This is a genomic window from Pseudomonas sp. QE6 (assembly GCF_041379005.1).
GTDB lineage: Bacteria > Pseudomonadota > Gammaproteobacteria > Pseudomonadales > Pseudomonadaceae > Pseudomonas.
In genome coordinates, this window is sequence record NZ_CP166873.1 from 2,814,079 (window position 1) to 2,839,854 (window position 25,776).

A 25,776-nucleotide genomic window follows, 5' to 3' on the forward strand; every position below is an offset into this window, starting at 1 on the left:
GCCGACGATGAGCAGCGCGCAACGCATGACGCCGACGAAGAAACAACGGGTACGGACCCTGTGGATATCCGATGTCCACCTCGGCACCCGCGATTGCCAGGCCGAGCATCTGGCCGCCTTCCTCAAGCGCTACCACGCCGACCGCATCTACCTGGTCGGCGACATCATCGATGGCTGGAAACTGCGCGGCGGCATGTACTGGCCGCAGGCGCACACCAACGTGATCCGTCGCCTGCTGACCATGAGCAAGCGTGGCACCGAGGTGATCTACGTCACCGGCAACCACGACGAATTCCTGCGGCGCTATTCCTCGCTGCTGCTGGGCAACATCCGCCTGGTGGACGAGATAGTCCACACCACCGCCGACGGCCGCCAGCTGTTGGTGATCCACGGCGACCAGTTCGACGTGATCACACGCTACCACAGGTGGCTGGCGTTCCTCGGCGACTGGGCCTACGAGTTCACCCTGACGCTGAACCGCTGGCTGAACCATTGGCGCAGCCGCTACGGCTATGGCTACTGGTCGCTGTCGGCGTACCTCAAGCACAAGGTGAAGACGGCGGTGAACTTCATCAGCGACTTCGAGGAAGCCATCGCCCACGAGGTACACAAGCGCGGCCTCAATGGCGTGGTCTGCGGGCACATCCACCACGCGGAGATCCGCCAGATCGGTGAGGTGGAATACCTCAACTGCGGCGATTGGGTGGAATCCTGTAGCGCGCTGATCGAACACTGGGACGGCAGCATCCAGCTCTACCGGCTGGCCGAGGAACAGGCGCAGGTCACTGAGCTGGCGGCGGTCGAGACGGCGGCATGAGGCTGCTGATCGTCACCGATGCCTGGCTACCGCAGGTCAACGGCGTGGTCACCAGCCTCAAGGCGCTGGTGGCGGAGCTGGAAGGGGCCGGTCACGCTGTCGGGCTGATCACCCCGCTGGATTTCCGGCACCGACCCTGCCCGAGCTATCCGGAGATTCCGCTGGCCTGGGACCTGTGGAAGGTCGGCGAGAAGATCGCCGAATTCGCCCCCGACTGCGTCCATCTCGCCACGGAAGGGCCGCTGGGCTGGGCCGCCCGGCGCTGGCTGATGCGCCGGGGCCTGAGGTTCAGCAGCGCCATCCATACGCGCTTTCCCGAATACGTGAACACTCGCTGGCCCTGGTTGCCGCTTTCCTGGGGCTATGCCTTCCTGCGCCGCTTCCATGCGCCGAGCCAGGCCGTGCTGGTGAGCAGCGGGCGGATGCGCGAGGCCTTTGCCGAGCGGGGCCTGGAGCGCCTGGCGTTGTGGCGCAAGGGGGTCGACCTGCGGCGTTTCCAGCCGGGCGAAGGAGCGCCGGCGGCGGAGCCGGTGTTCCTGTCTGTGGGGCGCCTGGCACGGGAGAAGAATCTCGAAGCCTTCCTGGAGCTCGACCTGCCCGGCCGCAAGCGCGTCGTGGGGGACGGCCCGCAGCGGGCGGAGCTGCAGGCGCGTTATCCACAGGCCGAATTCCTCGGCTATCGCCACGGCGAGGAGCTGGCAGCGGCCTATCGCGGCGCCAGTGTGCTGGTCTTCCCCTCGCGGACCGACACCCTGGGGCTGGTGATGTACGAGGCGCTGGCCTGCGGCACGCCGGTAGCGGCCTTCCCGGTGGCGGGACCGCTGGATGTGCTGGAGGAGGGCGTGACCGGTGCGCTGGACGACGACCTGCGCAGCGCCTGTCTGCGGGCGCTGGAACTGGACCGCCAGGTCTGTGCGCAGTGGGCGCGTGGTCAATCCTGGCGGTCGTCGGCGCAGGAATTCCTTTCCCTGCAGGTACGTCTGACGGAGTTGCCGGTCAGCGAAGCGCCGGCCTGCTGATCAGAACAGCGGACGGTCGTGGTCCAGGCTCTGGTCCACCAGCCATTTACCGTGGGCGATGGACGCGTGCTGGGCTTTCTCCAGGTCCGCCATGTAGGCGAACTCCAGCGGCAGGGTCTTGCGCTTGGTGGTCTTGCCGTCGGGGCTGGTGATGTGGCAACCGCCGGCCCAGGGCGTGGGCATGCCGGGATGTTCGACGACATCGGCGGTGATGGTGTACTTGCGGTATTCGCACTGCATCAGGCTCATGGGACGTCCTCCGGTCGAGTCGCCAGTGGCCCGGGCCGGGCACCTGGCGGGGCGGAACGAGCCGACAGGGTTGCCGGCAAACCTTGTCAATCCCCACCATAGACCAGCCGTAAAGCCCGTTTGCCGGATACCGACGAACGTGAATGTCATCGCCGCTGGCTTTTCCTGCGCGAATCTTCCCTTCCCGGGCGCCGCGCGCCAGACTGTCGGGCATGCCAATCCAGACCCTTGCCCGCCTCGCCGATGTGGATGCCCGTCAGTGGGATGCCCTGCTGCCGGACGACCAGCCGTTCCTGCGTCACGCCTTTCTCAGCGCCCTGGAGGAAAGCGGCAGCGTCGGCGGTCGTACCGGCTGGACGCCCGCGCATCGCGTCCTGTTCGGCGACGATGACCGCCTGCTCGCTGCCGCACCGGCCTACCTGAAGAGCCATTCCTACGGCGAATACGTATTCGACTGGAGCTGGGCCGATGCCTGCCAGCGTGCGGGCATTCGCTATTACCCCAAGCTGCTGGTGGGCATTCCCTTTACGCCGGTGGGAGGCGCACGTCTGCTGGGCGCGCCCGAGGCGGCCCTGAGCCTGGTTGGCGTACTGGCGGGGGAGGTGGATGAGGCGCACTGTTCCGGCGTGCACGTGAACTTCACCGATGGCGCCGCCGATGCGCTGCTCGCTGGCGCCGATGGCTGGCTGGAGCGCCTGGGTTGCCAGTACCACTGGCGCAACCGGGGCTACCGCGACTTCCAGGACTTCCTCGACGCCTTGAGTTCGCGCAAGCGCAAGCAGGTGCGCAAGGAGCGCGAGCAGGTCGCGGGGCTGGGCATCGATTTCGTGTGGATGGCCGGCCATGAGCTGTCCGAGGCGCACTGGGACTTCGTCTATGCCTGCTACAGCAGCACCTACGAGGTGCGCGGGCAGGCGCCCTACCTGACGCGGGCCTTCTTCAGCCTGCTTGGCGAGCGCATGCCGGAGGCCATTCGCGTGGTGTTCGCCCATCGTGGTGGCCGCCCGGTAGCCATGGCCTTCAGCCTGGTCGGTGGCGATACCCTGTACGGCCGTTATTGGGGCTGCCTGGCGGAGTTCGACCGGCTGCATTTCGAGACCTGCTTCTACCAGGGCCTCGACTACGCCATCGGCCACGGCCTGCAACGCTTCGATGCCGGGGCGCAGGGCGAGCACAAGTTGATTCGCGGCTTCGAGCCGGTGATCACACGCTCCTGGCATCGCCTTGGTCATCCGGGGTTGCGGGAGGCGGTGGCGGAGTTCCTGGAGCAGGAGCGGGTGGGGATCCTGGCGTACGCGGAAGAAGCGCGGGCGGCGTTGCCGTATCGGCAGGATGGCCCGTAGGGCATACAACCGTTCGCGGTTGTGCGCGGTTACACCATTGTTTGCCATCGGCTCCGGGGCTGAGTTCGGAGTGCCCTGAGATCAAGGTCAAACGGCGATCCGCCCTACGTTCCTGATATGCCGGTGCCAGGCGCTTCGCGAGCAAGCTCGCTCCTACAGGCGGCGCCGTGCTCGGAGGTTTTCCTGTAGGGGCGGATTTCTCCGCTCTGGATTTCGCGGACAAGGTCCGCTCCCAGGGGCTGACGGCGCCACTGTCATCAGGATCGCCCCCCGACCGCCACCACAGGCTCGCGGGGTTTGGCCAAGACGGCCGGAGGGCGATGTTCGGTAAGGCTCAGCCCTGGCTGGTGCTGCCGCCCCATTCGAGGAAGCGAACCTTGTGGGTTTCGCCCTGGTGATCCTGGTAGACCATGTATGCCGGAACGATGCCGACCTTGCCGGAGTTGTCGGTGCGGTGCAGCACCTTGTCCACGTCCAGGGCCATGCCGTAGTGGTATTCGGTGGCCGGCAGATCGGCGCCGGGGGTCTTGATTGCGTCCTGGGCAAAAGCCAGGGGGGCGAGGCTGGAGATGACAGCCGACACGACAGAGGCAAGCTTCATTCTGATATTCCTCGGTGGCGAACTCGGTGTGCGAGCTCGATCAATGGGTTTGAAAGCCCCACCGGGGAGCGCTGGCATCGATGATGTCTGTCCTGGGGGCCAGACAGGACAGGGGACGATGCTGCAGGCGTCCATCAGGTGGCGGGGCACGGGACAGATATTTCCATCCCGGTCGCCCGCCGAGAAATTGATGTGCTTGCTAATGAAGATTGATGCAGGTGATGCGGCGCTCTGTCGCAGCTGCGCTTTTCAGCTGTAGAGCTAGGGCGCCCAGTCGCGCCAGTGTTCGCAGTCGCCCCGGCATTGGCCAGGGCAGGCGCAGCCGGTACGGCTGCGCCCGGTGGCTTTTTCCATGCGTCGGGCCACTTCGTCGTCATCGGCGAAGGGCAGCATGCTGGCCTCCTCGATGCCACGTTCGCGGTGCGCCCCTAGGGTCCAGCCGACACCGAAGTACAGCGCCAGCAGGCCGGCCAGCCCCAGCCACAGCGTCATCTCAGGCCATCCGTTGGGCGGCCAGCATGGCCTGCGGTTGCGCGCGGCGCACGGTCATCCAGGTGTTCCAGGCCATCAGCAGCATGCCGCTGAGGAACATCAGGCCACCGGTCATGCGCACCACGAAGCCCGGATGGCTGGCCTGCAGGGCTTCCACGAAGGAGTAGGTGAGGGTGCCGTCGGCATTGACCGCGCGCCACATCAGCCCCTGGGTGATGCCGTTGACCCACATCGAGGCGATGTAGAGGACCGTGCCGATGGTGGCCAGCCAGAAGTGCGCGTTGATCAGGCCGATGCTGTGCATCTGCTCGCGGCCGAAGACCTTGGGAATCAGATGGTAGAGCGAGCCGATGGAGATCATCGCCACCCAGCCCAGGGCGCCGGCATGGACGTGGCCGATGGTCCAGTCGGTGTAGTGCGACAGGGCGTTGACGGTCTTGATGGCCATCATCGGGCCTTCGAAAGTCGACATGCCGTAGAAGGCCAGGGACACGACGAGGAAGCGCAGGATCGGGTCGGTGCGCAACTTATGCCAGGCGCCCGAGAGCGTCATCATGCCGTTGATCATCCCGCCCCAGCTCGGCGCCAGGAGGATCAGCGACATCACCATGCCCAGCGACTGCGCCCAGTCGGGCAGGGCGGTGTAGTGCAGGTGGTGCGGGCCGGCCCAGATGTACAGGGTGATCAGTGCCCAGAAGTGCACGATGGACAGCCGGTACGAATACACCGGGCGCCCGGCCTGCTTGGGCACGAAGTAATACATCATCCCGAGGAAGCCGGTGGTGAGGAAGAAGCCCACCGCGTTGTGGCCGTACCACCACTGCACCATGGCGTCGGTGGCGCCGGAGTACACCGGGTAGGACTTGAACCAGCTCACCGGAATCGACAGGTGATTGACGATGTGCAGCATCGCGGTGACCACGATGAAGGCGGCGAAGAACCAGTTGCCCACATAGATGTGCGGGGTCTTGCGCTTCATCAGGGTGCCGAAGAACACCACCGCGTAGGCGACCCAGACGATGGCCATCCACACCGCGCCGGTGAATTCGATCTCGGCGTATTCCTTGGTGGTGGTGTAGCCCAGCGGCAGGGTGATCAGCATCACCACGATCAGCGCCTGCCAGCCCCAGAAGGTGAAGGCTGCCAGGCTGTCCGAGAACAGCCGCGCCTGGCAGGTGCGCTGTACCGTGTAGTAGCTGGTGGCGAACAACGCGCAGCCGCCGAAGGCAAAGATCACCAGGCTGGTGTGCAGCGGGCGCAGGCGCCCGAAACTGGTCCATGGCAGGTCAAGGTTCAGTTGCGGCCAGACCAGTTGGGAGGCGATCAGTACCCCCATGGCCATGCCGACCACGCCCCAGACCACCGTCATGATGGCGAACTGGCGGACCACCTTGTAGTTGTACGCCTGCTCCGTGCTTATCGTGTTCATGCTGGATTCCCGCTTGTGTCAGAACGTCCGGGCGCGCGCAGGTGGATCGGCGGCGAGCTCCGGTGTGCGGGCAATCTAAGGAGATGCGTCAGTGGGAAACAGATTCAGATGGGCCGTGCAAATGCATATCAGCAGTCCGCCGCACGGATTCAGTCGGTCCGGGCGCACCCTGCGAGGAAATGCCGCAGGCGTTCCTGCAGGTAATCCACCGCCTGCTCGTGGGCGAGGTATTCGCTGACGCGCATCAGGCGCCAGTACTGGCCTTCATCGCCGAAACGGATGGCATCGAATTCGGCCTGCTCCAGGCGCGCCACCAGGAACCAGGCCCAGGGCGCTGGGCCGTGGGTGGCGCGGTAGCGGCGCTGCCATTCGATGCGCCGTTCGTCCAGGCGCAGGGCGAATTCTTCCTCCAGCTCGCGCAGGGCGCATTGCGCCGGTGTTTCGTTGCCCTCGCGGCCGCCGCCGGGAAAGTCCCAGCAGCCGGGGTAGGGGATGCCGGGTTTTTCGTCGCGCTTGTAGACCACCAGTTGGCCGGCATGGAACAGCGCAAGCTTGGCGCCGGTGAAGTCATCTTCGTGCCGCATGGGCGCGTTCCCCCGTAACTCGACTAGTCTTTCCCGATCGCGGGCGGTGCTTTGCCGCCCGCAAGCGCGTATGATGCGCGACCTTTTTATTCGTTGCATGCCACACCGGGAGGTGCCCAGATGACCGACACGCACGAAAACCTTGAAGAACTTACCCCAGCCCCGGCCGGCGAGAAACTGCAGAAAGTCCTCGCGCGCATGGGCGTCGGCTCGCGCCGTGACGTCGAGGCCTGGATCGAAGACGGTCGAGTCAAGGTCAACGGCGCCGTGGCCACCCTCGGCCAGCGCGTGGGCGACCATGACGCCATCGCCGTCGATGACCGCCTGCTCAAGCGTGAGAAGATCGAAGAGCACGTCCGCCGCGTGCTGATCTACAACAAGCCCGAAGGCGAAGTCTGCACCCGCGACGATCCGGAAGGTCGTCCGACCGTATTCGACCGCCTGCCGCGCCTGCGCAGCGGCCGCTGGATCAACATCGGCCGCCTGGACATCAACACCACCGGCCTGCTGATGTTCACCACCGACGGTGAGCTGGCCAACCGCCTGATGCACCCGTCTTACGAGATGGATCGCGAGTACGCCGTACGCGTGCGTGGCGAAGTCGACGAAGAGATGATCGAGCGCCTGAAAGCCGGCGTGATGCTCGAAGACGGCCCGGCCAAGTTCAGCGACATCCAGGAAGCGCCTGGTGGCGAAGGTTTCAACCACTGGTACCACGTGGTGGTGATGGAAGGCCGTAACCGCGAGGTCCGCCGCCTGTGGGAATCCCAGGGCGTGATCGTCAGCCGCCTGAAACGCGTGCGCTTCGGACCGGTCTTCCTGACCTCCGAGCTGACCATGGGCCGCTACCGCGAAATGGATCAGCGCGAAGTCGACATCCTCAGCGAGGAAGTCGGCCTCAAGCCCGTCGCCCTGCCGAACCTGTCCGGCAAGGCCATGGAGAAGATCGAGCGTCAGTCGCGCAAGCTCGGCAAGAAGCTGGCGCCCAGCGAGCGTCCGGGCCGTGGCTCGCGTTCGCGCAAGGAGCATGACGAGGAGCGCTCGCACCGTGCGCCGCGTCCGGCTGCCGGTGAGCGCCCAGCCCGTGGTTCGCGTGACGGCGATGAGCGTCCGGCCCGCGCCCCGCGCGGTGAAGACAGCCGTGCCCCGCGCAAACCGCGTGACGCCGGCAGCGATCGTCCTGCACGCGCTCCGCGCGATGCCGGTGATCGTCCGGCCCGTGGTCCGCGCAGCGATGCCGGCGAAGGCCGCGCTCCGCGCAAGCCGCGTGATGCCGACCGTCCTGCTCGCGCTCCGCGCGATGGTGCGGAGCGTCCGGCCCGTGGGCCGCGTAGCGATGCCGGCGAAGGCCGTGCTCCGCGCAAGGCACCGAGTGATCGTCCGGCGCGCGCGCCCGAGCGCGACAAGGGTGCCCCGCTGGCCGAGCGTCCGGGCAAACCGGCGCGCAAGCCGATCGCCAAGCGTCGTCCGCAAGCCGCCGGTGATGGCATGCGTCCGGGCTTCAAGCGCTAAGCGTCAGCTGAAATGAAAAAAAGGACTCCTCGGAGTCCTTTTTTCTTGCCTGGGATTCGATGGGTGCTTGCGGGATCGCCTTTGTCGAGTCGGTAGGATGGTGTGGAGCGAAGCGATACCCATCAATCCAGGCACCGACAGCATGGATATCGCCCAGGCTCCACCCATCCTACGAGGGTCTCCCGGAGACCTCAGCTGGCGCAGGCCAGTCGATTACGCCCATCGCGCTTGGCTTCGTACAAGGCGTTGTCGGCACGGCGCAACAGATCGTCCACCGACTCGCCGGCATTGAGCGAGGCACAGCCCAGGCTGATCGACAGCGGCAAACGTTTGCCGTCGATGGCCAGGTCCAGCTCCTCCACGGCGCGCCGCAGCCGCTCGCCTACCTGGGCGGCGCTGCTGCCGGAGGTGTTGGAGAGCAGCACGAGGAATTCCTCGCCGCCAAAACGGAACACCATGTCGACGTTGCGCAGGCTGGCCTTGATGGCCTCTGCCACCGCACGCAGGGCGTCGTCGCCGATACTGTGGCCGTGCACGTCGTTGATCTGCTTGAAGTGGTCCAGGTCGAGCATCAGCACCGACAGTGGCTGCAGGTGACGCCGGGCGACCTCGACCTCGCGGGTCAGGGCCTGGTCCATGGCGATGCGGTTGCCGGTGCCGGTGAGCGCGTCGCGCAGGGCCGACTGTACCGCGGCGCGGTAGAGCAGAGCGTTGCGCAGGGGGTAGAGCAGGCAGGCCATCAGCGATTCCAGTTGGCCCAGCTCGGCCTCGGAGAAGCGCAGGCGGCGGCGGAAGCAGAGCTCGCCCAGGTACTCGCCGTCGTGAATGAGGCGGTAGTCGGCGCTGTGCTGTGCCGCCTCGCCGAACTCCAGGCGCAGGTCCGCCCCGCTGTGCTGATAAGCCAGGTAGTCCACTGGCAGCAGGCGCTGAATCTCGCTGAAGAACACCGCCAGGATGCGGTCGGCTTCCAGGCTCGCCTGCAATTGCAGGTTCAGATGCTGGCGCAGCTCCAGCAGGTCGAGCGGGCGCCCGGAGCGCTGGCGCGGCTCCTGGGCGGCCAGGCGCTGGAGCTTGGCGGCATCGAAATCGATGGTGTTGGACTTGTTGGGGGGAACCATGGCGCGAGGCAACCTCTGGCGCGTTTCATACGGCGACAGGAGGGACAGAGCGATTTCCGTGCCAGCCCTCGAAAAGTCTGCAAAAGAGGGCTTATGGACCGACAGGAGGGGGCTTGGGTTCCGAAAGGAGGGCGGATTTGTCAGAAGAATGGCGAAATGATGGCACTTTGCGCCAGGGGGAAAAGCGCAGTTGCCAGAAAACCGGCGGAAAGCGGCGCCCTCGATGCGGGGCGAGGGCGCCGTGTATCGGGTGTCAGTCCTGAGCGTTGAAGGCCTGGCCGTTGACGCCCTTGCTGTCCGGGCCCATCAGGTACAGGTAGACCGGCATGATCTCTTCGGGCAGCGGGTTGTTGAAGGCATTTTCGCCCGGATAGGCGTGGGCGCGCATGGCGGTGCGGGTGGCACCGGGGTTGACGCTGTTGGCGCGGACGCGGGTGATGTCCTCGCATTCGTCCGCCAGCACCTGCATCAGGCCTTCGGTGGCGAACTTCGACACCGCGTAGGCACCCCAGTAGGCGCGCCCCTTACGACCGACGCTGCTGGAGGTGAAGATCACCGAGGCATCCTCGGAGAGCTTGAGCAGCGGCAGCAGGGTGTGGGTCAGGCTGAACATGGCGTTGACGTTCACCTGCATGACGCGGGTGAAGTTGTCGGTGGAAATCTGCTCGATGGGCGAACGCAGGCCGAGGATCGAGGCGTTGTGCAACAGGCCGTCGAGCTTGCCGAACTCCTTCTCGATGGTGGCCGCCAACTCGTCGTACTGGTGCGGCAGGGTGGTTTCCAGGTTCAGCGGGATCACCACCGGTTCCGGATGGCCGGCGGCGACGATCTCGTCATACACCTCGTTGAGGTATTCCTCGGTCTTGCCCAGCAGCAGCACGGTGGCGCCATGGGCGGCGAAGGTGAGCGATGCGGCCCGGCCAATGCCGCGGCCGGCGCCGGTCACCAGGATCACGCGGCCCTTGAGGAGGTCGGGACGGGCGGAATAGTCGAACATGGGGGCTCCTTCGGAGAGCGGCAAGCTTCAGGCGGTCAGCGGCAAAGAGCGGCGTGAACGCGAAGCTTGCGGCGTGTTGCTTGAGGCTGCTTCAGCAGCTGCAGAGGGCACGGTCGAGGACGGCCAGCAGCTCGCTCGGGTGGTTGACGATGACGTCGGCGCCCCAGTGCGCGGGGTTGTCGTCCGGGTGGATGTAGCCATAGCGCACGGCTGCAGTCTTGGTCCCGGCGGCGCGGCCCGACTCGATGTCGCGCAGGTCGTCACCGATGAACAGCACTTCCGACGGATCGACCTTCAGCTGGCTGCAGGCCAGCAGGAGCATTTCCGGGTCCGGTTTGCTGTGCTTCACGTGGTCCGGGCAGACCAGCACGGCCGAGCGCTCGGCCAGCCCCAGCTGCTGCATGATCGGCGCGGCGAAGCGTACCGGCTTGTTGGTCACTACGCCCCAGATCAGCCGCGACTGCTCGATGCTTGCCAGCAGCTCGGGCATGCCGTCGTACGGGCGGGTGAATACGGCGCAATGCTCCTGGTAGCGGTCGAGGAACTCCTGGCGCAGGGTCTCGAAGCCAGGCGCTTCCGGGTCCATGTCGAAGGTCGCGGCGACCATGGCGCGGGCGCCACCGGAGACCACGTCCTGGATGCGCTTGTCGTCGATCGGCGCACGGCCATGGGCCTTGAGCATCGCCTGGCAGACGGCGATGAAGTCCGGCGCGGTGTCCAGCAGCGTGCCGTCCATATCGAAGAGAACCGCCTTGAGCATGCGATTCACTCCTCGCGCAGGGTCTGGATCATGTAGTTGACGTCGACGTCGTCCGCCAGCTTGTAGTGCTTGGTCAGCGGGTTGTAGGTCAGGCCGATGATGTCCTTGACCGCAAGGCCCGCGTCGCGCGACCAGGCACCCAGCTCGGAGGGGCGGATGAACTTCTTGAAGTCGTGGGTGCCGCGCGGCAGCAGGCGCATCACGTATTCCGCGCCGACGATGGCGAACAGATAGGCCTTCGGGTTGCGGTTGATGGTGGAGAAGAACACCTGGCCGCCGGGCTTGACCATCTTGTAGCAGGCGCGGATGACCGAGGCCGGGTCCGGCACGTGTTCGAGCATCTCCAGGCAGGTCACCACGTCGAACTGCTCTGGCATTTCCTCGGCCAGCTCTTCGGCGGTGATGCGGCGGTATTCCACCGGTACGCCGGATTCCAGCTGATGCAGTTGGGCGACGGCCAGGGGGGCTTCGCCCATGTCGATGCCGGTGACGGTGGCGCCACGCTGCGCCATGGCTTCGCTGAGAATGCCGCCGCCGCAGCCGACGTCGAGCACCTTCTTGCCGGCGAGGCTGACGCGCTCGTCGATCCAGTTGACCCGCAGTGGGTTGATGTCGTGCAGGGGCTTGAACTCGCTTTCGCGGTCCCACCAGCGGTGGGCGAGGGCCTCGAATTTGGCGATCTCGGCGTGGTCGACGTTGCTCATGGTGTCCCTATGCTCATAAAGCTGAAAAACGAATGGCGCCTATGATGCCAGCTTCGTGCGGCAGATGGGGCGCGGCATGACAGATTGTCGCAGCGGCGGCCCGCATGGCTGGCCGCGCTGCGCGAGGATGTCCGGGCTTGAGGGGGCTCAGGCGCCGGCGATCTTGCGACCCCATTCGCCGGCGACGGCGATCAGGCGTTCTTCGTCCAGGCGGGTGAGCTTGCCGTCTTCCAGCAGCTGCTTGCCGCCGACCCAGACATGCCGCACGCAGTCGCGGCCGCTGGCATAGATCAGCTGGGAAACCGGCTCGTAGACCGGCTGCTGGGCCAGGCCGGAGAGGTCGAAGGCGGCCAGGTCGGCGGATTTGCCCAGCTCCAGGCTGCCGGTTTCCTGCTCCATGCCCAGGGCGCGGGCGCCGTTCAGGGTGGCCATGCGCAGGGCGCGGTGGGCGTCCAGCGCGGTGGCCTGGCCGGCCACCGCCTTGGCCAGCAGGGCGGCAGTGCGGGTTTCGCCGAGCAGGTCCAGGTCGTTGTTGCTGGCCGCGCCGTCGGTGCCGATGGCGACGTTGACGCCAGCCTGCCACAGCCGTTCCACCGGACAGAAACCGCTGGCCAGCTTGAGGTTGGACTCGGGGCAGTGCACCACCGAGCTGTTGGTTTCCACCAGCATGGCCAGGTCCTCTTCATTCACCTGGGTCATGTGCACGGCCTGGAAGCGCGGGCCGAGCAGGCCGAGACGATGCAGGCGGGCCAGTGGCCGCTCGCCATCCTTTTCCAGAGCCTGCTGCACTTCGAAGGCGGTCTCGTGGACGTGCATGTGGATGCCTGCATCCAGTTCCTCGGCGAGCATCAGGATTTTTTCCAGCTTGTCGTCGCTGACCGTGTAGGGCGCGTGCGGGCCGAAGGCCACTTTGATGCGCGGGTGGTGCTTGAGGTCGTCGCGCAGCGCCAGACCCTGGCGGATCGCGTCGTCGGCATCGCGGGCTCCGGGCACCGGGAAGTCCAGCACCGGCACGGCGATCTGTGCGCGTACCCCGGCCTTGTGCACGGCTTCGCAAGTGATCTGCGGATAAAAATACTTGTCGGCGAAGCAGGTGATGCCACCCTTGATCTGCTCGGCAATCGCCAGTTCGCTGCCGTCGCGGACGAACGCCTCATTCACCCATTTGGCCTCGGCCGGCCAGATATGCTCCTGCAGCCAGGTCATCAGCGCCAGATCGTCGGCCATGCCGCGGAACAGGCTCATCGCCGCGTGGCCATGGGCATTGATCAGGCCGGGGGCGAGCAGCATGCCCGGCAGTTCGCGGGTCTCCGTGGCCGGATGCTGCATTGCCTCGGCGCGCGGGGCGAGCAGGGCGATGCGGCCGTCGCGGATGCCCAGGCCGTGATCGCGCAGGACGATGCCGGCGGGTTCCACGGGGACGATCCAGGTGGGGAGCAGAAGCAGGTCGAGCGGGGCTTTGGCAGTGGGCATGAAGCGCATCCTGGGCGCGGCGGAAAGTGGGTCGGAGTATAGCCGAGCGCCTGCGCCTCCGGCTCGGTATACTCCGCGCTTTTACCCGCTGGTGCGGGAAGATTCCTGGGGGCCGGGATTGGTCCGCGATTCCATTCGAATGACGAGGTGTTCCATGCGTGAGCGACTGTTGGCGGCCGAACGGGTTACGGCCATTGATTGGCGCAAGGGGACCCTCCGCCTGCTGGACCAGCGCTTGCTGCCGCTGGAAGAAACCTGGCTGACCTATGAAAGCGCCGAAGGCGTGGCCGACGCCATCCGCCAGATGGTGGTGCGTGGCGCGCCGGCCATCGGCATTGCCGCCGCCTATGGCGTGGTCCTGGGCCTGCGCGCCCGCCTGGCCGCTGGCGGCGACTGGCGTGCGGCGCTGGAAGAGGACTTCACCTTACTGGCCGAGTCGCGGCCGACCGCGGTCAACCTGTTCTGGGCGCTGAACCGCATGCGCGACCGCCTGGAGCGCCTGAAGCCGGGTGAGGACCCGATGCCGGTACTGGAAGCGGAAGCCATCGCCATCCATGAAAGCGATCGCGAGGCCAACCTGACCATGGCCCAGCTGGGCGTGGAGCTGATCCGCAAGCAGCACAGCGGTCCGCAGAAGATCCTCACCCACTGCAACACCGGCGCCCTGGCCACCGGCGGCTTCGGCACCGCGCTGGGGGTGATCCGTGCCGCGCACCTGGAAGGCTTGATCGAGCGCGTCTACGCCGACGAAACCCGCCCCTGGCTGCAGGGCGCGCGGCTGACCGCCTGGGAGCTGGCCAACGAGAACGTACCGGTCACCCTCAACGCAGACGCCGCCGCCGCGCACCTGATGAAGACCGAAAGCATCACCTGGGTCATAGTCGGGGCCGACCGCATCACCGCCAACGGTGACGTGGCCAACAAGATCGGCACCTACCAGCTGGCGGTCAATGCCATGCACCACGGCGTGCGCTTCATGGTGGTGGCGCCCAGTTCGACCATCGACATGAGCCTGGAAAGCGGCGAGGACATCCCGATCGAGGAGCGCGACGGCCGCGAACTGCTGGAGATCGGCGGCAAACGGGTCGCTGCCGAGGTAGATGCCTTCAATCCGGTGTTCGATGTGACTCCGGCGGACCTGATCGACGCGATCGTGACCGAGCGTGGCGTGGTCGAACGCCCGGACGCCGAGCGCATGGCCCAGCTGATGAGCCGCAAGCGCCTGCACTGACAGGGCTGCGGCAATTCATCGTGGGGGCTGGGCGAGGGTAGGTCTTCACCCTGGCTTGTGGTAAGCTCCGACGGTTCTTCGGGGGGCGTTTTCGCACCCCCTTCAGCATCGCGAATCAGCGCAATAAGTCGTTGATTTGTAGAGAGTCGGTGGCGCTTTGATGGCGCACCGCGCTCCGTCGGGCTCAGGACGAGCGTGGCGGAGTCCCATTTGAAAAAGGAACCAGGCTTCTCATGGGCGAACTGGCCAAAGAAATCCTCCCGGTCAACATCGAAGACGAACTCCGACAGTCCTACCTCGATTACGCCATGAGCGTGATCGTCGGTCGTGCCCTGCCCGATGCGCGCGACGGCTTGAAGCCCGTGCATCGCCGCGTCCTGTACGCCATGAGCGAACTGGGCAACGACTGGAACAAGCCCTACAAGAAATCCGCCCGTGTGGTCGGTGATGTGATCGGTAAGTACCACCCGCACGGTGACACCGCGGTGTACGACACCATCGTCCGCATGGCCCAGCCCTTCTCGCTGCGCTACATGCTGGTCGACGGCCAGGGCAACTTCGGTTCGGTGGACGGCGACAACGCCGCGGCCATGCGATACACCGAAGTGCGCATGGCCAAGCTCGCCCATGAGCTGCTCGCCGACCTGGACAAGGAAACCGTCGACTGGGTGCCCAACTATGACGGCACCGAGCAGATCCCGGCGGTCATGCCGACCAAGATCCCGAACCTGCTGGTCAACGGTTCCAGCGGCATCGCCGTGGGCATGGCGACCAACATCCCGCCGCACAACCTCTCCGAGGTGATCGACGGCTGCCTGGCGCTGATGGACAACCCCGAGCTGTCCATCGACGACCTGATGAACTACATCCCCGGCCCGGACTTCCCGACGGCGGGCATCATCAACGGCCGTGCGGGCATCATCGAGGCCTATCGCACCGGTCGTGGCCGCATCTATATCCGTGCCCGCGCCACCATCGAGGACATGGAGAAGGGCGGCAACCGCCAGCAGATCATCATCACCGAGCTGCCCTACCAGCTGAACAAGGCCCGCCTGATCGAGAAGATCGCGGAGCTGGTGAAAGAGAAGAAGATCGAAGGCATCACCGAGCTGCGCGACGAGTCCGACAAGGACGGCATGCGCGTGGTCATCGAGCTGCGCCGTGGCGAAGTGGGCGAGGTCGTGCTGAACAACCTCTACGCCCAGACCCAACTGCAGAGCGTCTTCGGCATCAACGTGGTGGCCCTGGTCGACGGCCAGCCGCGCACGATGAACCTCAAGGAAATGCTCGAGGTCTTCATCCGCCACCGCCGTGAAGTGGTGACCCGCCGGACCGTCTACGAGCTGCGCAAGGCTCGCGAACGCGGCCACATCCTGGAAGGTCAGGCCGTTGCCCTGTCGAACATCGACCCGGTGATCGAGCTGATCAAGACCTCGCCGACCCCGGCCGAAGCCAAGGAACGCCTGATCGCCACCGCCTGGGAATCCAGCGCCGTGGAAGCCATGGTCGAGCGCGCTGGCGCCGACTCCTGCCGTCCGGAAGACCTGGACGAGCAGTACGGCCTGCGCGACGGCAAGTACTACCTGTCGCCGGAACAGGCCCAGGCCATCCTGGAACTGCGCCTGCACCGCCTGACCGGCCTGGAGCACGAGAAGCTCCTGTCCGAGTACCAGGAAATCCTCACCCTGATCGGCGAGCTGATCCGCATCCTGACCAGCCCCGAGCGCCTGATGGAAGTCATTCGCGAAGAGCTGGAGAAGGTGAAAGCGGAGTTCGGCGACGCCCGCCGCACCGAGATCGTCGCGTCGCAGATGGACCTGACCATCGCCGACCTGATCACCGAAGAAGAGCGTGTGGTGACCATCTCCCACGGCGGCTACGCCAAGTCCCAGCCGCTGGCCGCCTACGAGGCCCAGCGTCGCGGTGGCAAGGGCAAGTCCGCCAGCGGCGTGAAGGACGAGGACTACATCGAGCACCTGCTGGTCGCCAACAGCCACGCCACCCTGCTGCTGTTCTCCAGCAAGGGCAAGGTCTACTGGCTGCGTACCTTCGAGATCCCGGAGGCCTCGCGTACCGCCCGTGGCCGTCCGCTGGTGAACCTGCTGCCGCTGGACGAAGGCGAGCGCATCACCGCGATGCTGCAGATCGACCTGGAAGCCGTGCGCGCCCAGTTCGCCGGTGAAGAAGGCGATGACGACGACGTGGTTGCCGAACAGGTCGCCGAAGTGGTGGAAGCCGAAGAGGCCGAAGAGGGCGACGACGCCGACTTCAGCCAGGACGAGCCGACCGGCGCGTACATCTTCATGGCCACCATGAAAGGCACCGTGAAGAAGACCCCGCTGATCCAGTTCACCAAGCCGCGCTCCAACGGCCTGATCGCCCTGAAGCTGGAAGAGGGCGACTCGCTGATCGCCGCCGCCATCACCGACGGTTCGAAGGACGTGATGATGTTCTCCAACGCCGGCAAGGTGATCCGCTTCAAGGAAAGCAAGGTGCGCATCATGGGCCGTAACGCCCGTGGCGTGCGTGGCATGCGCCTGGCCGAAGACCAGCGCATCATCTCCATGCTGATTCCGGAGTGCCGCGAGGCGCAGATCCTCACCGCTTCCGAGCGCGGTTACGGCAAGCGCACCCCGCTGGCCGACTACCCGCGCCGCGGCCGTGGTGGCCAGGGCGTGATCGCCATGGTGATCAACGAGCGTAACGGCAACCTGGTCGGCGCCGTGCAGGTACTGGACGGTGAGGAAATCATGCTGATTTCCGACCAGGGCACCCTGGTGCGTACCCGTGTCGACGAAGTTCGCGGCGCTGGCCGTAACACCCAGGGCGTGATCCTCATCAAGCTGGCTGCCGACGAGACCGTCGTGGGCCTAGAGCGGGTGCAGGAGCCTACCGTCGTGGAAGACGACGTCATCGATGGCGAGATCGTCGAAGGCGACGTGTCGGACGAGAACCAAGAAGCAGGCGAAGCTGCGGCTGAAGAAGCCCCGCAGGCCAGCGAAGACTGAAAGCGAGAGTGGATGTGAGCAAGCGAGCCTTTAACTTCTGCGCCGGTCCCGCGGCGCTTCCCACCGAGGTGCTGGAGCGCGCCCGCGCCGAACTGCTGGATTGGCAGGGCAAGGGCCTGTCGGTCATGGAGATGAGCCACCGTAGCGACGACTACGTGGCCATCGCCGAGAAGGCCGAGCAGGACCTGCGCGACCTGATGGGCGTGCCGTCGAACTACAAGGTGCTGTTCCTGCAGGGCGGCGCCAGCCAGCAGTTCGCCGAGATCCCGCTGAACCTGCTGCCCGAAGACGGCGTGGCGGACTATGTGGAAACCGGCATCTGGTCGAAGAAGGCCATCGAAGAGGCTCGCCGCTTCGGCAACGTCAACGTGGTTGCCAGCGCGTCCAAGTACGACTACTTCGCCATCCCCGGGCAGAACGAGTGGAACCTGTCCAAGGACGCCGCGTACCTGCACTACGCGTCCAACGAGACCATCGGTGGCCTGGAATTCGACTGGATTCCGGAAGTCGGCGACGTCCCGCTGGTGGTCGACATGTCCTCGGACATCCTCTCCCGCCCGATCGACGTGTCGAAGTTCGGCCTGATCTACGCCGGCGCGCAGAAGAACATCGGCCCCAGCGGCCTGGTGGTGGTCATCGTGCGCGAAGACCTGCTGGGCCGCGCCCGCAGCATCTGCCCGACCATGCTCAACTACAAGGTCGCCGCCGATAACGGCTCCATGTACAACACTCCGGCGACCTACTCCTGGTACCTCTCCGGCCTGGTCTTCCAGTGGCTGAAGGAACAGGGCGGCGTCGACGCCATGGAGAAGCGCAACCGCGCGAAGAAGGACATGCTGTATTCCTTCATCGACAGCAGCGACTTCTACACCAACCCGATCCAGCCCAGCGCCCGCTCCTGGATGAACGTGCCGTTCCGCCTGGCCGACGAGAAGCTCGACAAGGCCTTCCTCATCGGTGCCGACGCGCGCGGCCTGCTCAACCTGAAAGGCCACCGTTCGGTGGGCGGCATGCGTGCCTCCATCTATAACGCCCTGGGCCTGGACGCCATCGAAGCCCTGGTCGGCTACATGGCCGAGTTCGAGAAGGAGCACGGCTGATGAGCGACGCTGACCAGCTCAAGGCTTTGCGCGTACGCATCGACAGCCTCGACGAGAAGATCCTCGAGCTGATCAGCGAACGTGCCCGCTGCGCCACCGACGTGGCGCGCGTGAAGATGGCCTCCCTGGCCGAAGGCGAGAAGCCGGTGTTCTACCGGCCCGAGCGCGAGGCCTGGGTGCTCAAGCACATCATGGAGCTGAACAAGGGGCCGTTGGACAACGAGGAAGTCGCTCGTCTGTTCCGCGAGATCATGTCCTCCTGCCTCGCCCTGGAACAGCCGCTGAAAGTGGCCTACCTCGGCCCGGAAGGCACCTTCACCCAGGCCGCGGCGCTCAAGCACTTCGGCCACGCGGTGATCAGCACCCCGATGGCCGCTATCGACGAAGTGTTCCGTGAAGTCGCCGCCGGTGCGGTGAACTTTGGCGTGGTGCCTGTGGAAAACTCCACAGAAGGCGCGGTCAACCACACCCTCGACAGCTTCCTCGAGCACGACCTGGTGATCTGCGGCGAGGTGGAGCTGCGCATCCACCACCACCTGCTGGTGGGCGAGAACACCAAGACCAACAACATCACCCGCATCTACTCCCACGCCCAGTCCCTGGCCCAGTGTCGCAAGTGGCTGGACGCGCACTACCCGAACGTCGAGCGCGTAGCAGTCTCCAGCAACGCCGACGCCGCCAAGCGGGTGAAGAGCGAGTGGAACAGCGCAGCCATCGCCGGCGACATGGCCGCCAGCCTGTACGGCCTGGACAAGCTGCACGAGAAGATCGAGGACCGCCCGGACAACTCCACGCGCTTCCTCATGATCGGCAACCAGGAAGTGCCGCCCACCGGCGACGACAAGACCTCCATCATCGTCTCCATGCGCAACAAGCCGGGCGCGCTGCATGAGCTGCTGGTGCCGTTCCACACCAACGGCATCGACCTGACCCGCATCGAGACCCGCCCGTCGCGCAGCGGCAAGTGGACCTACGTGTTCTTCATCGACTTCGTCGGCCACCACAAGGACCCGCTGATCAAGGACGTGCTGGAAAAGATCAGCAGCGAAGCCGTTGCCCTGAAGGTGCTGGGTTCCTACCCCAAAGCGGTTCTCTGAGAAACCGCGAGCCGCAAGCCACCGGTGCGCCGGGGAACGGCTTGCGGCCCATAGCTTGAGGCTTTTAGCGATGTCGTGTGATTTCCTTGCCCTGGCTCAGCCGGGCGTGCAGAAGCTTTCCCCCTATGTGCCCGGCAAGCCGGTCGATGAGCTGGCCCGTGAGCTGAAGCTCGATCCCGCCGGCATCATCAAGCTGGCCAGCAACGAGAACCCGCTGGGCCCGAGCCCGAAGGCGCTCGAAGCGATCCGCGCTGAACTGGCCGAGCTGACCCGCTATCCCGACGGCAACGGCTTCGAGCTGAAGAGCCGCCTGGCCGCTCGCTGTCGCGTCGGCACCGCGCAGGTGACTCTGGGCAACGGCTCCAACGACATCCTCGATCTGGTCGCCCGCGCCTATCTCGCGCCCGGCCTGAACGCCGTGTTCAGCCAGTACGCCTTTGCCGTCTACCCGATCTCCACCCAGGCCGTCGGCGCCCAGGGCAAGGTCGTGCCGGCCAAGGACTGGGGCCATGACCTGGAAGCCATGCTGGCGGCCATCGATGCCAACACCCGCGTGGTCTTCATCGCCAACCCGAACAACCCCACCGGCACCTGGTTCGGCCCGGATGCGCTGGAGCGCTTCCTGTCGCAGGTTCCGGAGAACGTCCTGGTGGTGCTGGACGAGGCCTACATCGAGTACGCCGAAGGCGAGGAACTGCCGGATGGCCTGAAGTACCTGGCCCGCTACCCGAACCTGCTGGTTTCGCGCACCTTCTCCAAGGCTTATGGCCTGGCGTCGCTGCGTGTCGGCTACGCGATCTCCTCGGCGCAGGTCGCCGACGTGCTTAACCGCGTGCGCCAGCCGTTCAACGTCAACAGCCTGGCCCTGGCCGCCGCCTGCGCCGCACTGGACGACGTCGAGTACCTGGCCGAAGGCAAACGCATCAATGACGAAGGCATGGCCCAGCTGGAAAACGGCCTGCGCGCACTGGACCTGCAGTGGATTCCTTCCAAGGGCAACTTCATCGCCGTGGACCTCAAGCGTGACGCCGGCCCGGTCTACCAGGCCCTGCTCGCCGAAGGCGTGATCGTTCGCCCGGTCGGTGGCTACGGCATGCCGCAGCACCTGCGCATCTCCATCGGCCTGCCGGCCGAGAACGCCCGCTTCCTCGAAGCGCTGGCCAAGGTGCTTGCCCGTGCCTGATGTCCTGCCGCACAAGCTCCGCCGCCTCGTCGTGGTGGGGCTCGGCCTGATCGGCGGCTCCTTCGCCAAGGGTATCCGCGAGAAGGGGCTGTTCGAGGAAGTGGTCGGCGTCGATCGTGATCCGGAAACCCGCCGCCTCGCGGTGGAGCTGGGCGTGGTCGACCGCTGCGAGGAAAGCCTCGCCGCCGGTTGCATCGATGCCGACGTGATCCAGCTCGCCGTGCCGATCCTGGCCATGGAGAAGGTCCTCGGCGAACTCGCCACCTTCGACCTGGGCAACGCCATCCTCACCGACGTGGGCAGCGCCAAGGGTAACGTGGTGCGTGCCGCGAAAGCGGTGTTCGGCGGAATGCCGGCGCGCTTCATCCCTGGCCATCCCATCGCCGGCTCCGAGCAGAGCGGGGTGGAAGCGGCCAACGCGAAACTGTTCCGCCGTCATAAAGTCATCCTCACGCCGCTGGATAATGCAGACGCGGACGCGGTCCAGTGCGTCGAGAGCCTCTGGCGCGGGCTGGGCGCGGATGTCGAGCAGATGGACGTGGAGCACCACGACGAAGTCCTGGCGGCGACCAGCCACCTGCCGCACCTGCTGGCCTTCACGCTGGTCGACTCGCTGGCCAAACGCAGCGAGAATCTGGAAATCTTCCGCTATGCCGCTGGCGGCTTCCGCGACTTCACGCGGATCGCCGGCAGCGACCCGGTGATGTGGCACGACATCTTCCTCGCCAATCGCGGGGCGGTGCTGCGCATCCTCGACGTATTCCGTGACGACCTCGACGCGCTGCGCGAGGCCGTCGACAAGGGGGACGGGCAGCAATTGATGGGCGTCTTCACCCGCGCCCGGGTTGCCCGCGAGCATTTCAGCAAAATCCTGGCCCAACGGGCCTATGTGGACGCCATGCACAACAATGACCTGATTTACCTGGCCCAGCCGGGTGGCCGCCTGTCCGGACGTGTTCGCGTACCGGGCGACAAGTCCATTTCCCATCGCTCGATCATGCTCGGCTCCCTGGCCGAAGGCACGACCGAGGTGCAAGGCTTCCTCGAAGGCGAAGACGCCCTGGCCACCATCCAGGCGTTCCGCGACATGGGCGTGGTCATCGAAGGCCCGCACCACGGTCGCGTCACCGTTCATGGCGTCGGCCTGCATGGTCTGAAGCCGCCGCCCGGCCCGATCTACCTGGGCAACTCCGGCACCTCCATGCGCCTGCTCAGCGGCCTGTTGGCGGCCCAGCCGTTCGACTCGACCCTGACTGGCGACCCCTCGCTGTCCAAGCGTCCGATGAATCGCGTGGCCAAGCCGCTGCGCGAAATGGGCGCGGTGATCGAGACCGGTCCGGAAGGCCGTCCGCCGCTGACCATTCGTGGCGGCAAGAAACTCACCGGCATGCACTACGACATGCCGATGGCCAGCGCCCAGGTCAAATCCTGCCTGCTGCTCGCCGGCCTCTACGCCGCCGGTAGCACCTCCACCACCGAGCCGGCCCCGACCCGCGACCACACCGAGCGCATGCTGCGCGGCTTCGGCTACCCGGTCGACGTGGAAGGCGCCACCGCCAAGGTCGAGTCCGGCCACAAGCTGACCGCCACCCAGATCGAAGTCCCGGCGGACATTTCCTCCGCCGCCTTCTTCCTGGTGGCCGCGAGCATCGCCGAAGGTTCCGACCTGGTGCTGGAACACGTCGGCATCAACCCGACCCGCACCGGTGTCATCGACATCCTCAAGCTGATGGGCGCCGACATCACCCTGGAAAACCAGCGTGAAGTGGGCGGCGAACCGGTCGCCGACATCCGCGTGCGTTCGGCCAAGCTCAAGGGCATCGACATCCCCGAAGACCTGGTGCCGCTGGCCATCGACGAGTTCCCGGTACTCTTCGTCGCCGCCGCGAACGCCGAAGGCCGCACCGTACTGCGCGGCGCGGAAGAGCTGCGGGTGAAGGAATCCGACCGCATCCAGGTCATGGCCGACGGCCTGATCGCCCTGGGCGTGAAAGCCGAACCGACCCCGGACGGCATCATCATCGAAGGCGGCGCCTACGGTGGCGGCGAAGTCTGGAGCCACGGCGACCACCGCATCGCCATGTCCTTCAGCGTGGCCTCCCTGCGTGCCGGCGCGCCGATCCGCATCCACGACTGCGCCAACGTCGCGACCTCCTTCCCGAACTTCCTCGGGCTGGCCTCCGGCGCGGGCATCCGCGTCGCCGAGGAGAAGAACTGATGAACGCTGAATGGCCGGTCGTCGCCATCGACGGCCCCAGCGGTTCCGGCAAGGGCACCGTCGCCGGCCTGCTGGCCAAGCGCCTGGGCTGGAACCTGCTGGACTCCGGCGCGCTGTACCGCCTGCTGGCGTTCGCCGCCGGTAACCACGGCATCGACCTGACCAACGAGGAAGCCCTCAAGGTCCTGGCGGCGCACCTGGACGTCCAGTTCACCCACGCCAAGGGCGGGCAGGGCCAGCACATCATCCTCGAAGGCGAAGACGTCACCGACACCATCCGCACCGAACAGGTCGGCGCCGGCGCCTCGCAAGTCGCCGCGCTGCCGGCGGTGCGCGATGCGCTGCTGCAACGCCAGCGCGCCTTCCTCGAAGCGCCCGGCCTGGTGGCCGACGGCCGCGACATGGGCACCGTGGTCTTCCCCAGCGCCCAACTGAAGATATTCCTCACCGCTTCGGCCGAAGAGCGCGCCCGCCGTCGCTACCTGCAGCTCAAGGGCAAGGGCATCGAAAGCGACCAGGCACAGCTGGCGGAAGAAATCCGCGCCCGCGACGAGCGCGACAGCCAACGCGCCGTGGCGCCGCTGAAGCCGGCCAGGGGTGCAATTCTGGTGGACTCCACCGAGATGAGCATCGATGCAGTGGTGGAAAGTATCCTCGCCGAAGTTTCACGGTTGGGACTGGCCGACTGATCGGCTTGGACACAGAAATCCCTCGGCAGCGCCGGGGGATTTTCCTTTCAAGGGCGGGGTGGATCTGACAAGCGGTGAAGCCGCTTGCCCCGCTTCGCGCGAAACTGACAGACCAAGGCTGGTGCTCACAAAAGAGCGTCGTATCTCAGTAGCCAGACTCGCTCAATTGACGCGGTCTGCAAGCATTGCTACCATTCCAGACCTTGTATCGGGAGGGTTTCGCCCATATTGAGCGAAGCGTTCCCTTAAAATCTGAATGTGGAGTGCCCGTTTCGGCGGGTGCAACAGGGGGCCGGCAGGATACCAGTCTTGATCCTGCTGGCTTCTTTTTCATCACTTGACCGTGTTTGCTGGTGACGCGGAATCGGGCTTACAAGCCTTTGACTACAGGTATAGACATGAGCGAAAGCTTCGCAGAACTCTTTGAAGAAAGTCTGAAATCCCTCGACATGCAGCCCGGTGCCATCATCACCGGCCTGGTGGTCGACATCGACGGTGACTGGGTTACCGTTCATGCCGGTCTGAAATCCGAGGGCGTCATCCCGGTCGAGCAGTTCTACAACGAACAGGGCGAGCTGACCATCAAGGTGGGTGACGAAGTCCACGTTGCGCTGGACGCGGTTGAAGATGGCTTCGGTGAGACCAAGCTGTCCCGCGAAAAAGCCAAGCGTGCAGAATCCTGGCTGGTTCTGGAAGCTGCCTTCAACGCTGACGAAGTGGTCAAGGGCGTCATCAACGGCAAGGTCAAAGGCGGTTTCACCGTCGACGTCAGCGGTATCCGCGCGTTCCTGCCGGGCTCCCTGGTGGATGTGCGTCCGGTACGCGACACCACTCACCTGGAAGGCAAAGAGCTCGAGTTCAAGGTCATCAAGCTGGACCAGAAGCGCAACAACGTTGTCGTTTCCCGCCGCAGCGTCCTGGAAGCCGAGAACAGCGCCGAGCGTGAAGCTCTGCTGGAATCCCTGCAGGAAGGTCAGCAGGTCAAGGGTATCGTCAAGAACCTCACCGACTACGGTGCGTTCGTTGACCTGGGCGGTGTCGATGGTCTGCTGCACATCACCGACATGGCCTGGAAGCGTATCAAGCATCCGTCGGAAATCGTCAACGTTGGCGACGAGATCGATGTCAAGGTTCTGAAGTTCGACCGCGAGCGCAACCGCGTATCCCTGGGTCTGAAGCAGCTGGGCGAAGACCCATGGGTTGCTATCAAGGCTCGTTACCCGGAAGGCACCCGCGTTACCGCGCGCGTCACCAACCTCACCGACTACGGCTGCTTCGCCGAGCTGGAAGAGGGCGTGGAAGGCCTGGTACACGTCTCCGAAATGGACTGGACCAACAAGAACATCCACCCGTCGAAAGTCGTTCAGGTTGGCGACGAAGTGGAAGTTCAGGTTCTGGACATCGACGAAGAGCGTCGTCGTATCTCCCTGGGCATCAAGCAGTGCAAGTCCAACCCGTGGGAAGACTTCTCCGGCCGCTTCAACAAGGGCGACAAGATCTCCGGCACCATCAAGTCGATCACCGATTTCGGTATCTTCATCGGCCTGGAAGGCGGCATCGACGGTCTGGTTCACCTGTCCGACATCTCCTGGAACGAAGTTGGCGAAGAAGCCGTTCGCCGCTTCAAGAAGGGCGACGAGCTGGAAACCGTCATCCTCTCCGTTGATCCGGAGCGTGAGCGCATCTCCCTGGGCATCAAGCAGCTGGAAGACGATCCGTTCTCCAACTACGCCTCGATGCACGAGAAGGGCACCATCGTTCGCGGCACCGTGAAGGAAGTTGACGCCAAGGGCGCTGTCATCACCCTGGCCGGCGAAATCGAAGGCATCCTGAAAGCCTCCGAAATCAGCCGTGACCGCGTTGAAGACGCTCGCAACGTTCTGAAAGAAGGCGAAGAAGTCGAAGCCAAGATCATCAGCATCGACCGTAAGAGCCGCGTCATTTCCCTCTCCATCAAGTCCAAGGACGTTGATGACGAGAAGGATGCGATGAAAGAACTGCGTAGCAAGCAAGACGCAGAAAGCACTGGTCCGACCACCATCGGTGATCTGATCCGTGCTCAGATGGAGAACCAGGGCTAATCCCTGCTTCCTCATCCAAGGAAAAGGGCGACTTCGGTCGCCCTTTTTCGTTTCTGCCTTTCGCAGGCGGC

22 protein-coding genes are annotated in these 25,776 nt (G+C 65.3%); 12 read left to right on the top strand and 10 right to left on the bottom strand.

What is annotated here, in order from left to right:
- Nucleotides 1-7 precede the first annotated feature (7 nt).
- Together ACAW63_RS13100 and ACAW63_RS13105 are read left to right on the top strand one after the other, a co-directional pair.
- Entirely contained in the window at nt 8-817 is an 810-nt protein-coding gene (locus ACAW63_RS13100; protein WP_371234174.1) for a UDP-2,3-diacylglucosamine diphosphatase, read from the top strand.
- Complete coding sequence (locus ACAW63_RS13105) at nt 814-1,836, top strand: glycosyltransferase family 4 protein (RefSeq protein ID WP_371234176.1); 1,023 nt, start codon at nt 814-816, stop codon at nt 1,834-1,836. Before ACAW63_RS13100 ends, ACAW63_RS13105 begins: the two co-directional genes overlap by 4 nt.
- Here the strand turns inward: ACAW63_RS13105 and ACAW63_RS13110 are convergent, their stop codons facing one another.
- The gene (locus ACAW63_RS13110) at nt 1,837-2,085 is read right to left on the bottom strand and encodes a hypothetical protein (protein WP_275608054.1); all 249 of its coding nucleotides are present in this window, start codon (nt 2,083-2,085) and stop codon (nt 1,837-1,839) included.
- 212 nt (nt 2,086-2,297) lie between these two features.
- On the opposite strand from ACAW63_RS13110, the gene ACAW63_RS13115 reads away from it, so the two are divergent.
- The gene (locus ACAW63_RS13115) at nt 2,298-3,428 is read left to right on the top strand and encodes a GNAT family N-acetyltransferase (protein ID WP_371234178.1); all 1,131 of its coding nucleotides are present in this window, start codon (nt 2,298-2,300) and stop codon (nt 3,426-3,428) included.
- Nucleotides 3,429-3,762: 334 nt separating this feature from the next.
- On the opposite strand, the gene ACAW63_RS13120 is transcribed toward ACAW63_RS13115, so the two are convergent.
- The 4 genes from ACAW63_RS13120 to ACAW63_RS13135 form a co-directional block, all read right to left on the bottom strand.
- Nucleotides 3,763-4,029, bottom strand: coding sequence for a DUF2790 domain-containing protein (locus ACAW63_RS13120; protein ID WP_371234179.1), 267 nt, complete (start codon nt 4,027-4,029; stop codon nt 3,763-3,765).
- A gap of 261 nt (nt 4,030-4,290) precedes the next feature.
- Nucleotides 4,291-4,521 carry a cbb3-type cytochrome c oxidase subunit 3 gene (locus ACAW63_RS13125; RefSeq protein ID WP_371234181.1) on the bottom strand — a complete coding sequence of 77 codons (231 nt, stop codon included), beginning with the start codon at nt 4,519-4,521 and terminating at the stop codon, nt 4,291-4,293.
- 1 nt (nt 4,522) lies between these two features.
- On the bottom strand, nt 4,523-5,950 hold the full coding sequence (gene ccoN / locus ACAW63_RS13130) for a cytochrome-c oxidase, cbb3-type subunit I (protein ID WP_371234184.1): 1,428 nt from the start codon (nt 5,948-5,950) through the stop codon (nt 4,523-4,525).
- Nucleotides 5,951-6,099: 149 nt separating this feature from the next.
- Nucleotides 6,100-6,534, bottom strand: coding sequence for an NUDIX hydrolase (locus ACAW63_RS13135; RefSeq protein WP_371234185.1), 435 nt, complete (start codon nt 6,532-6,534; stop codon nt 6,100-6,102).
- Between the two features lie 120 nt (nt 6,535-6,654).
- Between ACAW63_RS13135 and rluB the strand changes: the two genes are divergently transcribed.
- The gene (gene rluB / locus ACAW63_RS13140; RefSeq protein ID WP_371234187.1) at nt 6,655-8,046 is read left to right on the top strand and encodes a 23S rRNA pseudouridine(2605) synthase RluB; all 1,392 of its coding nucleotides are present in this window, start codon (nt 6,655-6,657) and stop codon (nt 8,044-8,046) included.
- Between the two features lie 191 nt (nt 8,047-8,237).
- Here rluB and ACAW63_RS13145 read toward each other — a convergent pair whose 3' ends face one another.
- From ACAW63_RS13145 to ACAW63_RS13165, 5 genes are all read right to left on the bottom strand, one after another.
- Nucleotides 8,238-9,164, bottom strand: a complete 927-nt coding sequence (locus ACAW63_RS13145) for a GGDEF domain-containing protein (protein WP_371234189.1) — start codon at nt 9,162-9,164, stop codon at nt 8,238-8,240.
- 253 nt (nt 9,165-9,417) lie between these two features.
- The gene (locus ACAW63_RS13150) at nt 9,418-10,161 is read right to left on the bottom strand and encodes a YciK family oxidoreductase (RefSeq protein ID WP_371234191.1); all 744 of its coding nucleotides are present in this window, start codon (nt 10,159-10,161) and stop codon (nt 9,418-9,420) included.
- A gap of 91 nt (nt 10,162-10,252) precedes the next feature.
- Nucleotides 10,253-10,930: an N-acetylmuramic acid 6-phosphate phosphatase MupP gene (gene mupP, locus ACAW63_RS13155; protein ID WP_371234193.1), complete on the bottom strand. Its 678-nt coding sequence runs from the start codon at nt 10,928-10,930 to the stop codon at nt 10,253-10,255.
- Complete coding sequence (gene ubiG / locus ACAW63_RS13160) at nt 10,927-11,625, bottom strand: bifunctional 2-polyprenyl-6-hydroxyphenol methylase/3-demethylubiquinol 3-O-methyltransferase UbiG (protein ID WP_275608045.1); 699 nt, start codon at nt 11,623-11,625, stop codon at nt 10,927-10,929. The genes mupP and ubiG overlap by 4 nt, the downstream gene beginning before the upstream one ends.
- Before the next feature lie 147 nt (nt 11,626-11,772).
- Nucleotides 11,773-13,098 carry a TRZ/ATZ family hydrolase gene (locus tag ACAW63_RS13165; RefSeq protein ID WP_371234195.1) on the bottom strand — a complete coding sequence of 442 codons (1,326 nt, stop codon included), beginning with the start codon at nt 13,096-13,098 and terminating at the stop codon, nt 11,773-11,775.
- 154 nt (nt 13,099-13,252) lie between these two features.
- On the opposite strand from ACAW63_RS13165, the gene mtnA reads away from it, so the two are divergent.
- The 8 genes from mtnA (at nt 13,253) to rpsA (ending at nt 25,705) form a co-directional block, all read left to right on the top strand.
- Nucleotides 13,253-14,329, top strand: a complete 1,077-nt coding sequence (mtnA, locus tag ACAW63_RS13170) for an S-methyl-5-thioribose-1-phosphate isomerase (RefSeq protein WP_371234197.1) — start codon at nt 13,253-13,255, stop codon at nt 14,327-14,329.
- Nucleotides 14,330-14,562: 233 nt separating this feature from the next.
- Entirely contained in the window at nt 14,563-17,337 is a 2,775-nt protein-coding gene (gene gyrA / locus ACAW63_RS13175; RefSeq protein WP_371234199.1) for a DNA gyrase subunit A, read from the top strand.
- Nucleotides 17,338-17,351: 14 nt separating this feature from the next.
- Complete coding sequence (gene serC / locus ACAW63_RS13180; RefSeq protein ID WP_371234201.1) at nt 17,352-18,437, top strand: 3-phosphoserine/phosphohydroxythreonine transaminase; 1,086 nt, start codon at nt 17,352-17,354, stop codon at nt 18,435-18,437.
- Nucleotides 18,437-19,534, top strand: a complete 1,098-nt coding sequence (pheA, locus tag ACAW63_RS13185) for a prephenate dehydratase (protein WP_243808806.1) — start codon at nt 18,437-18,439, stop codon at nt 19,532-19,534. The genes serC and pheA overlap by 1 nt, the downstream gene beginning before the upstream one ends.
- Before the next feature lie 70 nt (nt 19,535-19,604).
- A complete protein-coding gene (hisC, locus tag ACAW63_RS13190; RefSeq protein WP_371234203.1) occupies nt 19,605-20,717 on the top strand; it encodes a histidinol-phosphate transaminase in 1,113 nt (370 codons plus the stop codon).
- Nucleotides 20,710-22,935: a bifunctional prephenate dehydrogenase/3-phosphoshikimate 1-carboxyvinyltransferase gene (locus ACAW63_RS13195; protein ID WP_370601030.1), complete on the top strand. Its 2,226-nt coding sequence runs from the start codon at nt 20,710-20,712 to the stop codon at nt 22,933-22,935. Before hisC ends, ACAW63_RS13195 begins: the two co-directional genes overlap by 8 nt.
- Complete coding sequence (cmk, locus tag ACAW63_RS13200; RefSeq protein WP_371234205.1) at nt 22,935-23,624, top strand: (d)CMP kinase; 690 nt, start codon at nt 22,935-22,937, stop codon at nt 23,622-23,624. Before ACAW63_RS13195 ends, cmk begins: the two co-directional genes overlap by 1 nt.
- A 398-nt stretch (nt 23,625-24,022) precedes the next feature.
- Nucleotides 24,023-25,705 (top strand): 30S ribosomal protein S1, encoded by a 1,683-nt coding sequence (gene rpsA / locus ACAW63_RS13205; protein WP_275608017.1) that lies wholly within the window; start codon nt 24,023-24,025, stop codon nt 25,703-25,705.
- Nucleotides 25,706-25,776: the final 71 nt, after the last annotated feature.

Excerpts from the sequence above, each read along its gene's own strand:
- ACAW63_RS13100 (WP_371234174.1), top strand. The coding sequence starts at position 8 with ATGAGCAGCGCGCAACGCATGACGCCGACGAAGAAACAACGGGTACGG.
- ACAW63_RS13105 (WP_371234176.1), top strand. The coding sequence starts at position 814 with ATGAGGCTGCTGATCGTCACCGATGCCTGGCTACCGCAGGTCAACGGC.
- ACAW63_RS13110 (WP_275608054.1), bottom strand. The coding sequence starts at position 2,085 with ATGAGCCTGATGCAGTGCGAATACCGCAAGTACACCATCACCGCCGAT.
- ACAW63_RS13115 (WP_371234178.1), top strand. The coding sequence starts at position 2,298 with ATGCCAATCCAGACCCTTGCCCGCCTCGCCGATGTGGATGCCCGTCAG.
- ACAW63_RS13120 (WP_371234179.1), bottom strand. The coding sequence starts at position 4,029 with ATGAAGCTTGCCTCTGTCGTGTCGGCTGTCATCTCCAGCCTCGCCCCC.
- ACAW63_RS13125 (WP_371234181.1), bottom strand. The coding sequence starts at position 4,521 with ATGACGCTGTGGCTGGGGCTGGCCGGCCTGCTGGCGCTGTACTTCGGT.
- ccoN (WP_371234184.1), bottom strand. The coding sequence starts at position 5,950 with ATGAACACGATAAGCACGGAGCAGGCGTACAACTACAAGGTGGTCCGC.
- ACAW63_RS13135 (WP_371234185.1), bottom strand. The coding sequence starts at position 6,534 with ATGCGGCACGAAGATGACTTCACCGGCGCCAAGCTTGCGCTGTTCCAT.
- rluB (WP_371234187.1), top strand. The coding sequence starts at position 6,655 with ATGACCGACACGCACGAAAACCTTGAAGAACTTACCCCAGCCCCGGCC.
- ACAW63_RS13145 (WP_371234189.1), bottom strand. The coding sequence starts at position 9,164 with ATGGTTCCCCCCAACAAGTCCAACACCATCGATTTCGATGCCGCCAAG.
- ACAW63_RS13150 (WP_371234191.1), bottom strand. The coding sequence starts at position 10,161 with ATGTTCGACTATTCCGCCCGTCCCGACCTCCTCAAGGGCCGCGTGATC.
- ubiG (WP_275608045.1), bottom strand. The coding sequence starts at position 11,625 with ATGAGCAACGTCGACCACGCCGAGATCGCCAAATTCGAGGCCCTCGCC.
- ACAW63_RS13165 (WP_371234195.1), bottom strand. The coding sequence starts at position 13,098 with ATGCCCACTGCCAAAGCCCCGCTCGACCTGCTTCTGCTCCCCACCTGG.
- mtnA (WP_371234197.1), top strand. The coding sequence starts at position 13,253 with ATGCGTGAGCGACTGTTGGCGGCCGAACGGGTTACGGCCATTGATTGG.
- gyrA (WP_371234199.1), top strand. The coding sequence starts at position 14,563 with ATGGGCGAACTGGCCAAAGAAATCCTCCCGGTCAACATCGAAGACGAA.
- pheA (WP_243808806.1), top strand. The coding sequence starts at position 18,437 with ATGAGCGACGCTGACCAGCTCAAGGCTTTGCGCGTACGCATCGACAGC.
- hisC (WP_371234203.1), top strand. The coding sequence starts at position 19,605 with ATGTCGTGTGATTTCCTTGCCCTGGCTCAGCCGGGCGTGCAGAAGCTT.
- cmk (WP_371234205.1), top strand. The coding sequence starts at position 22,935 with ATGAACGCTGAATGGCCGGTCGTCGCCATCGACGGCCCCAGCGGTTCC.
- rpsA (WP_275608017.1), top strand. The coding sequence starts at position 24,023 with ATGAGCGAAAGCTTCGCAGAACTCTTTGAAGAAAGTCTGAAATCCCTC.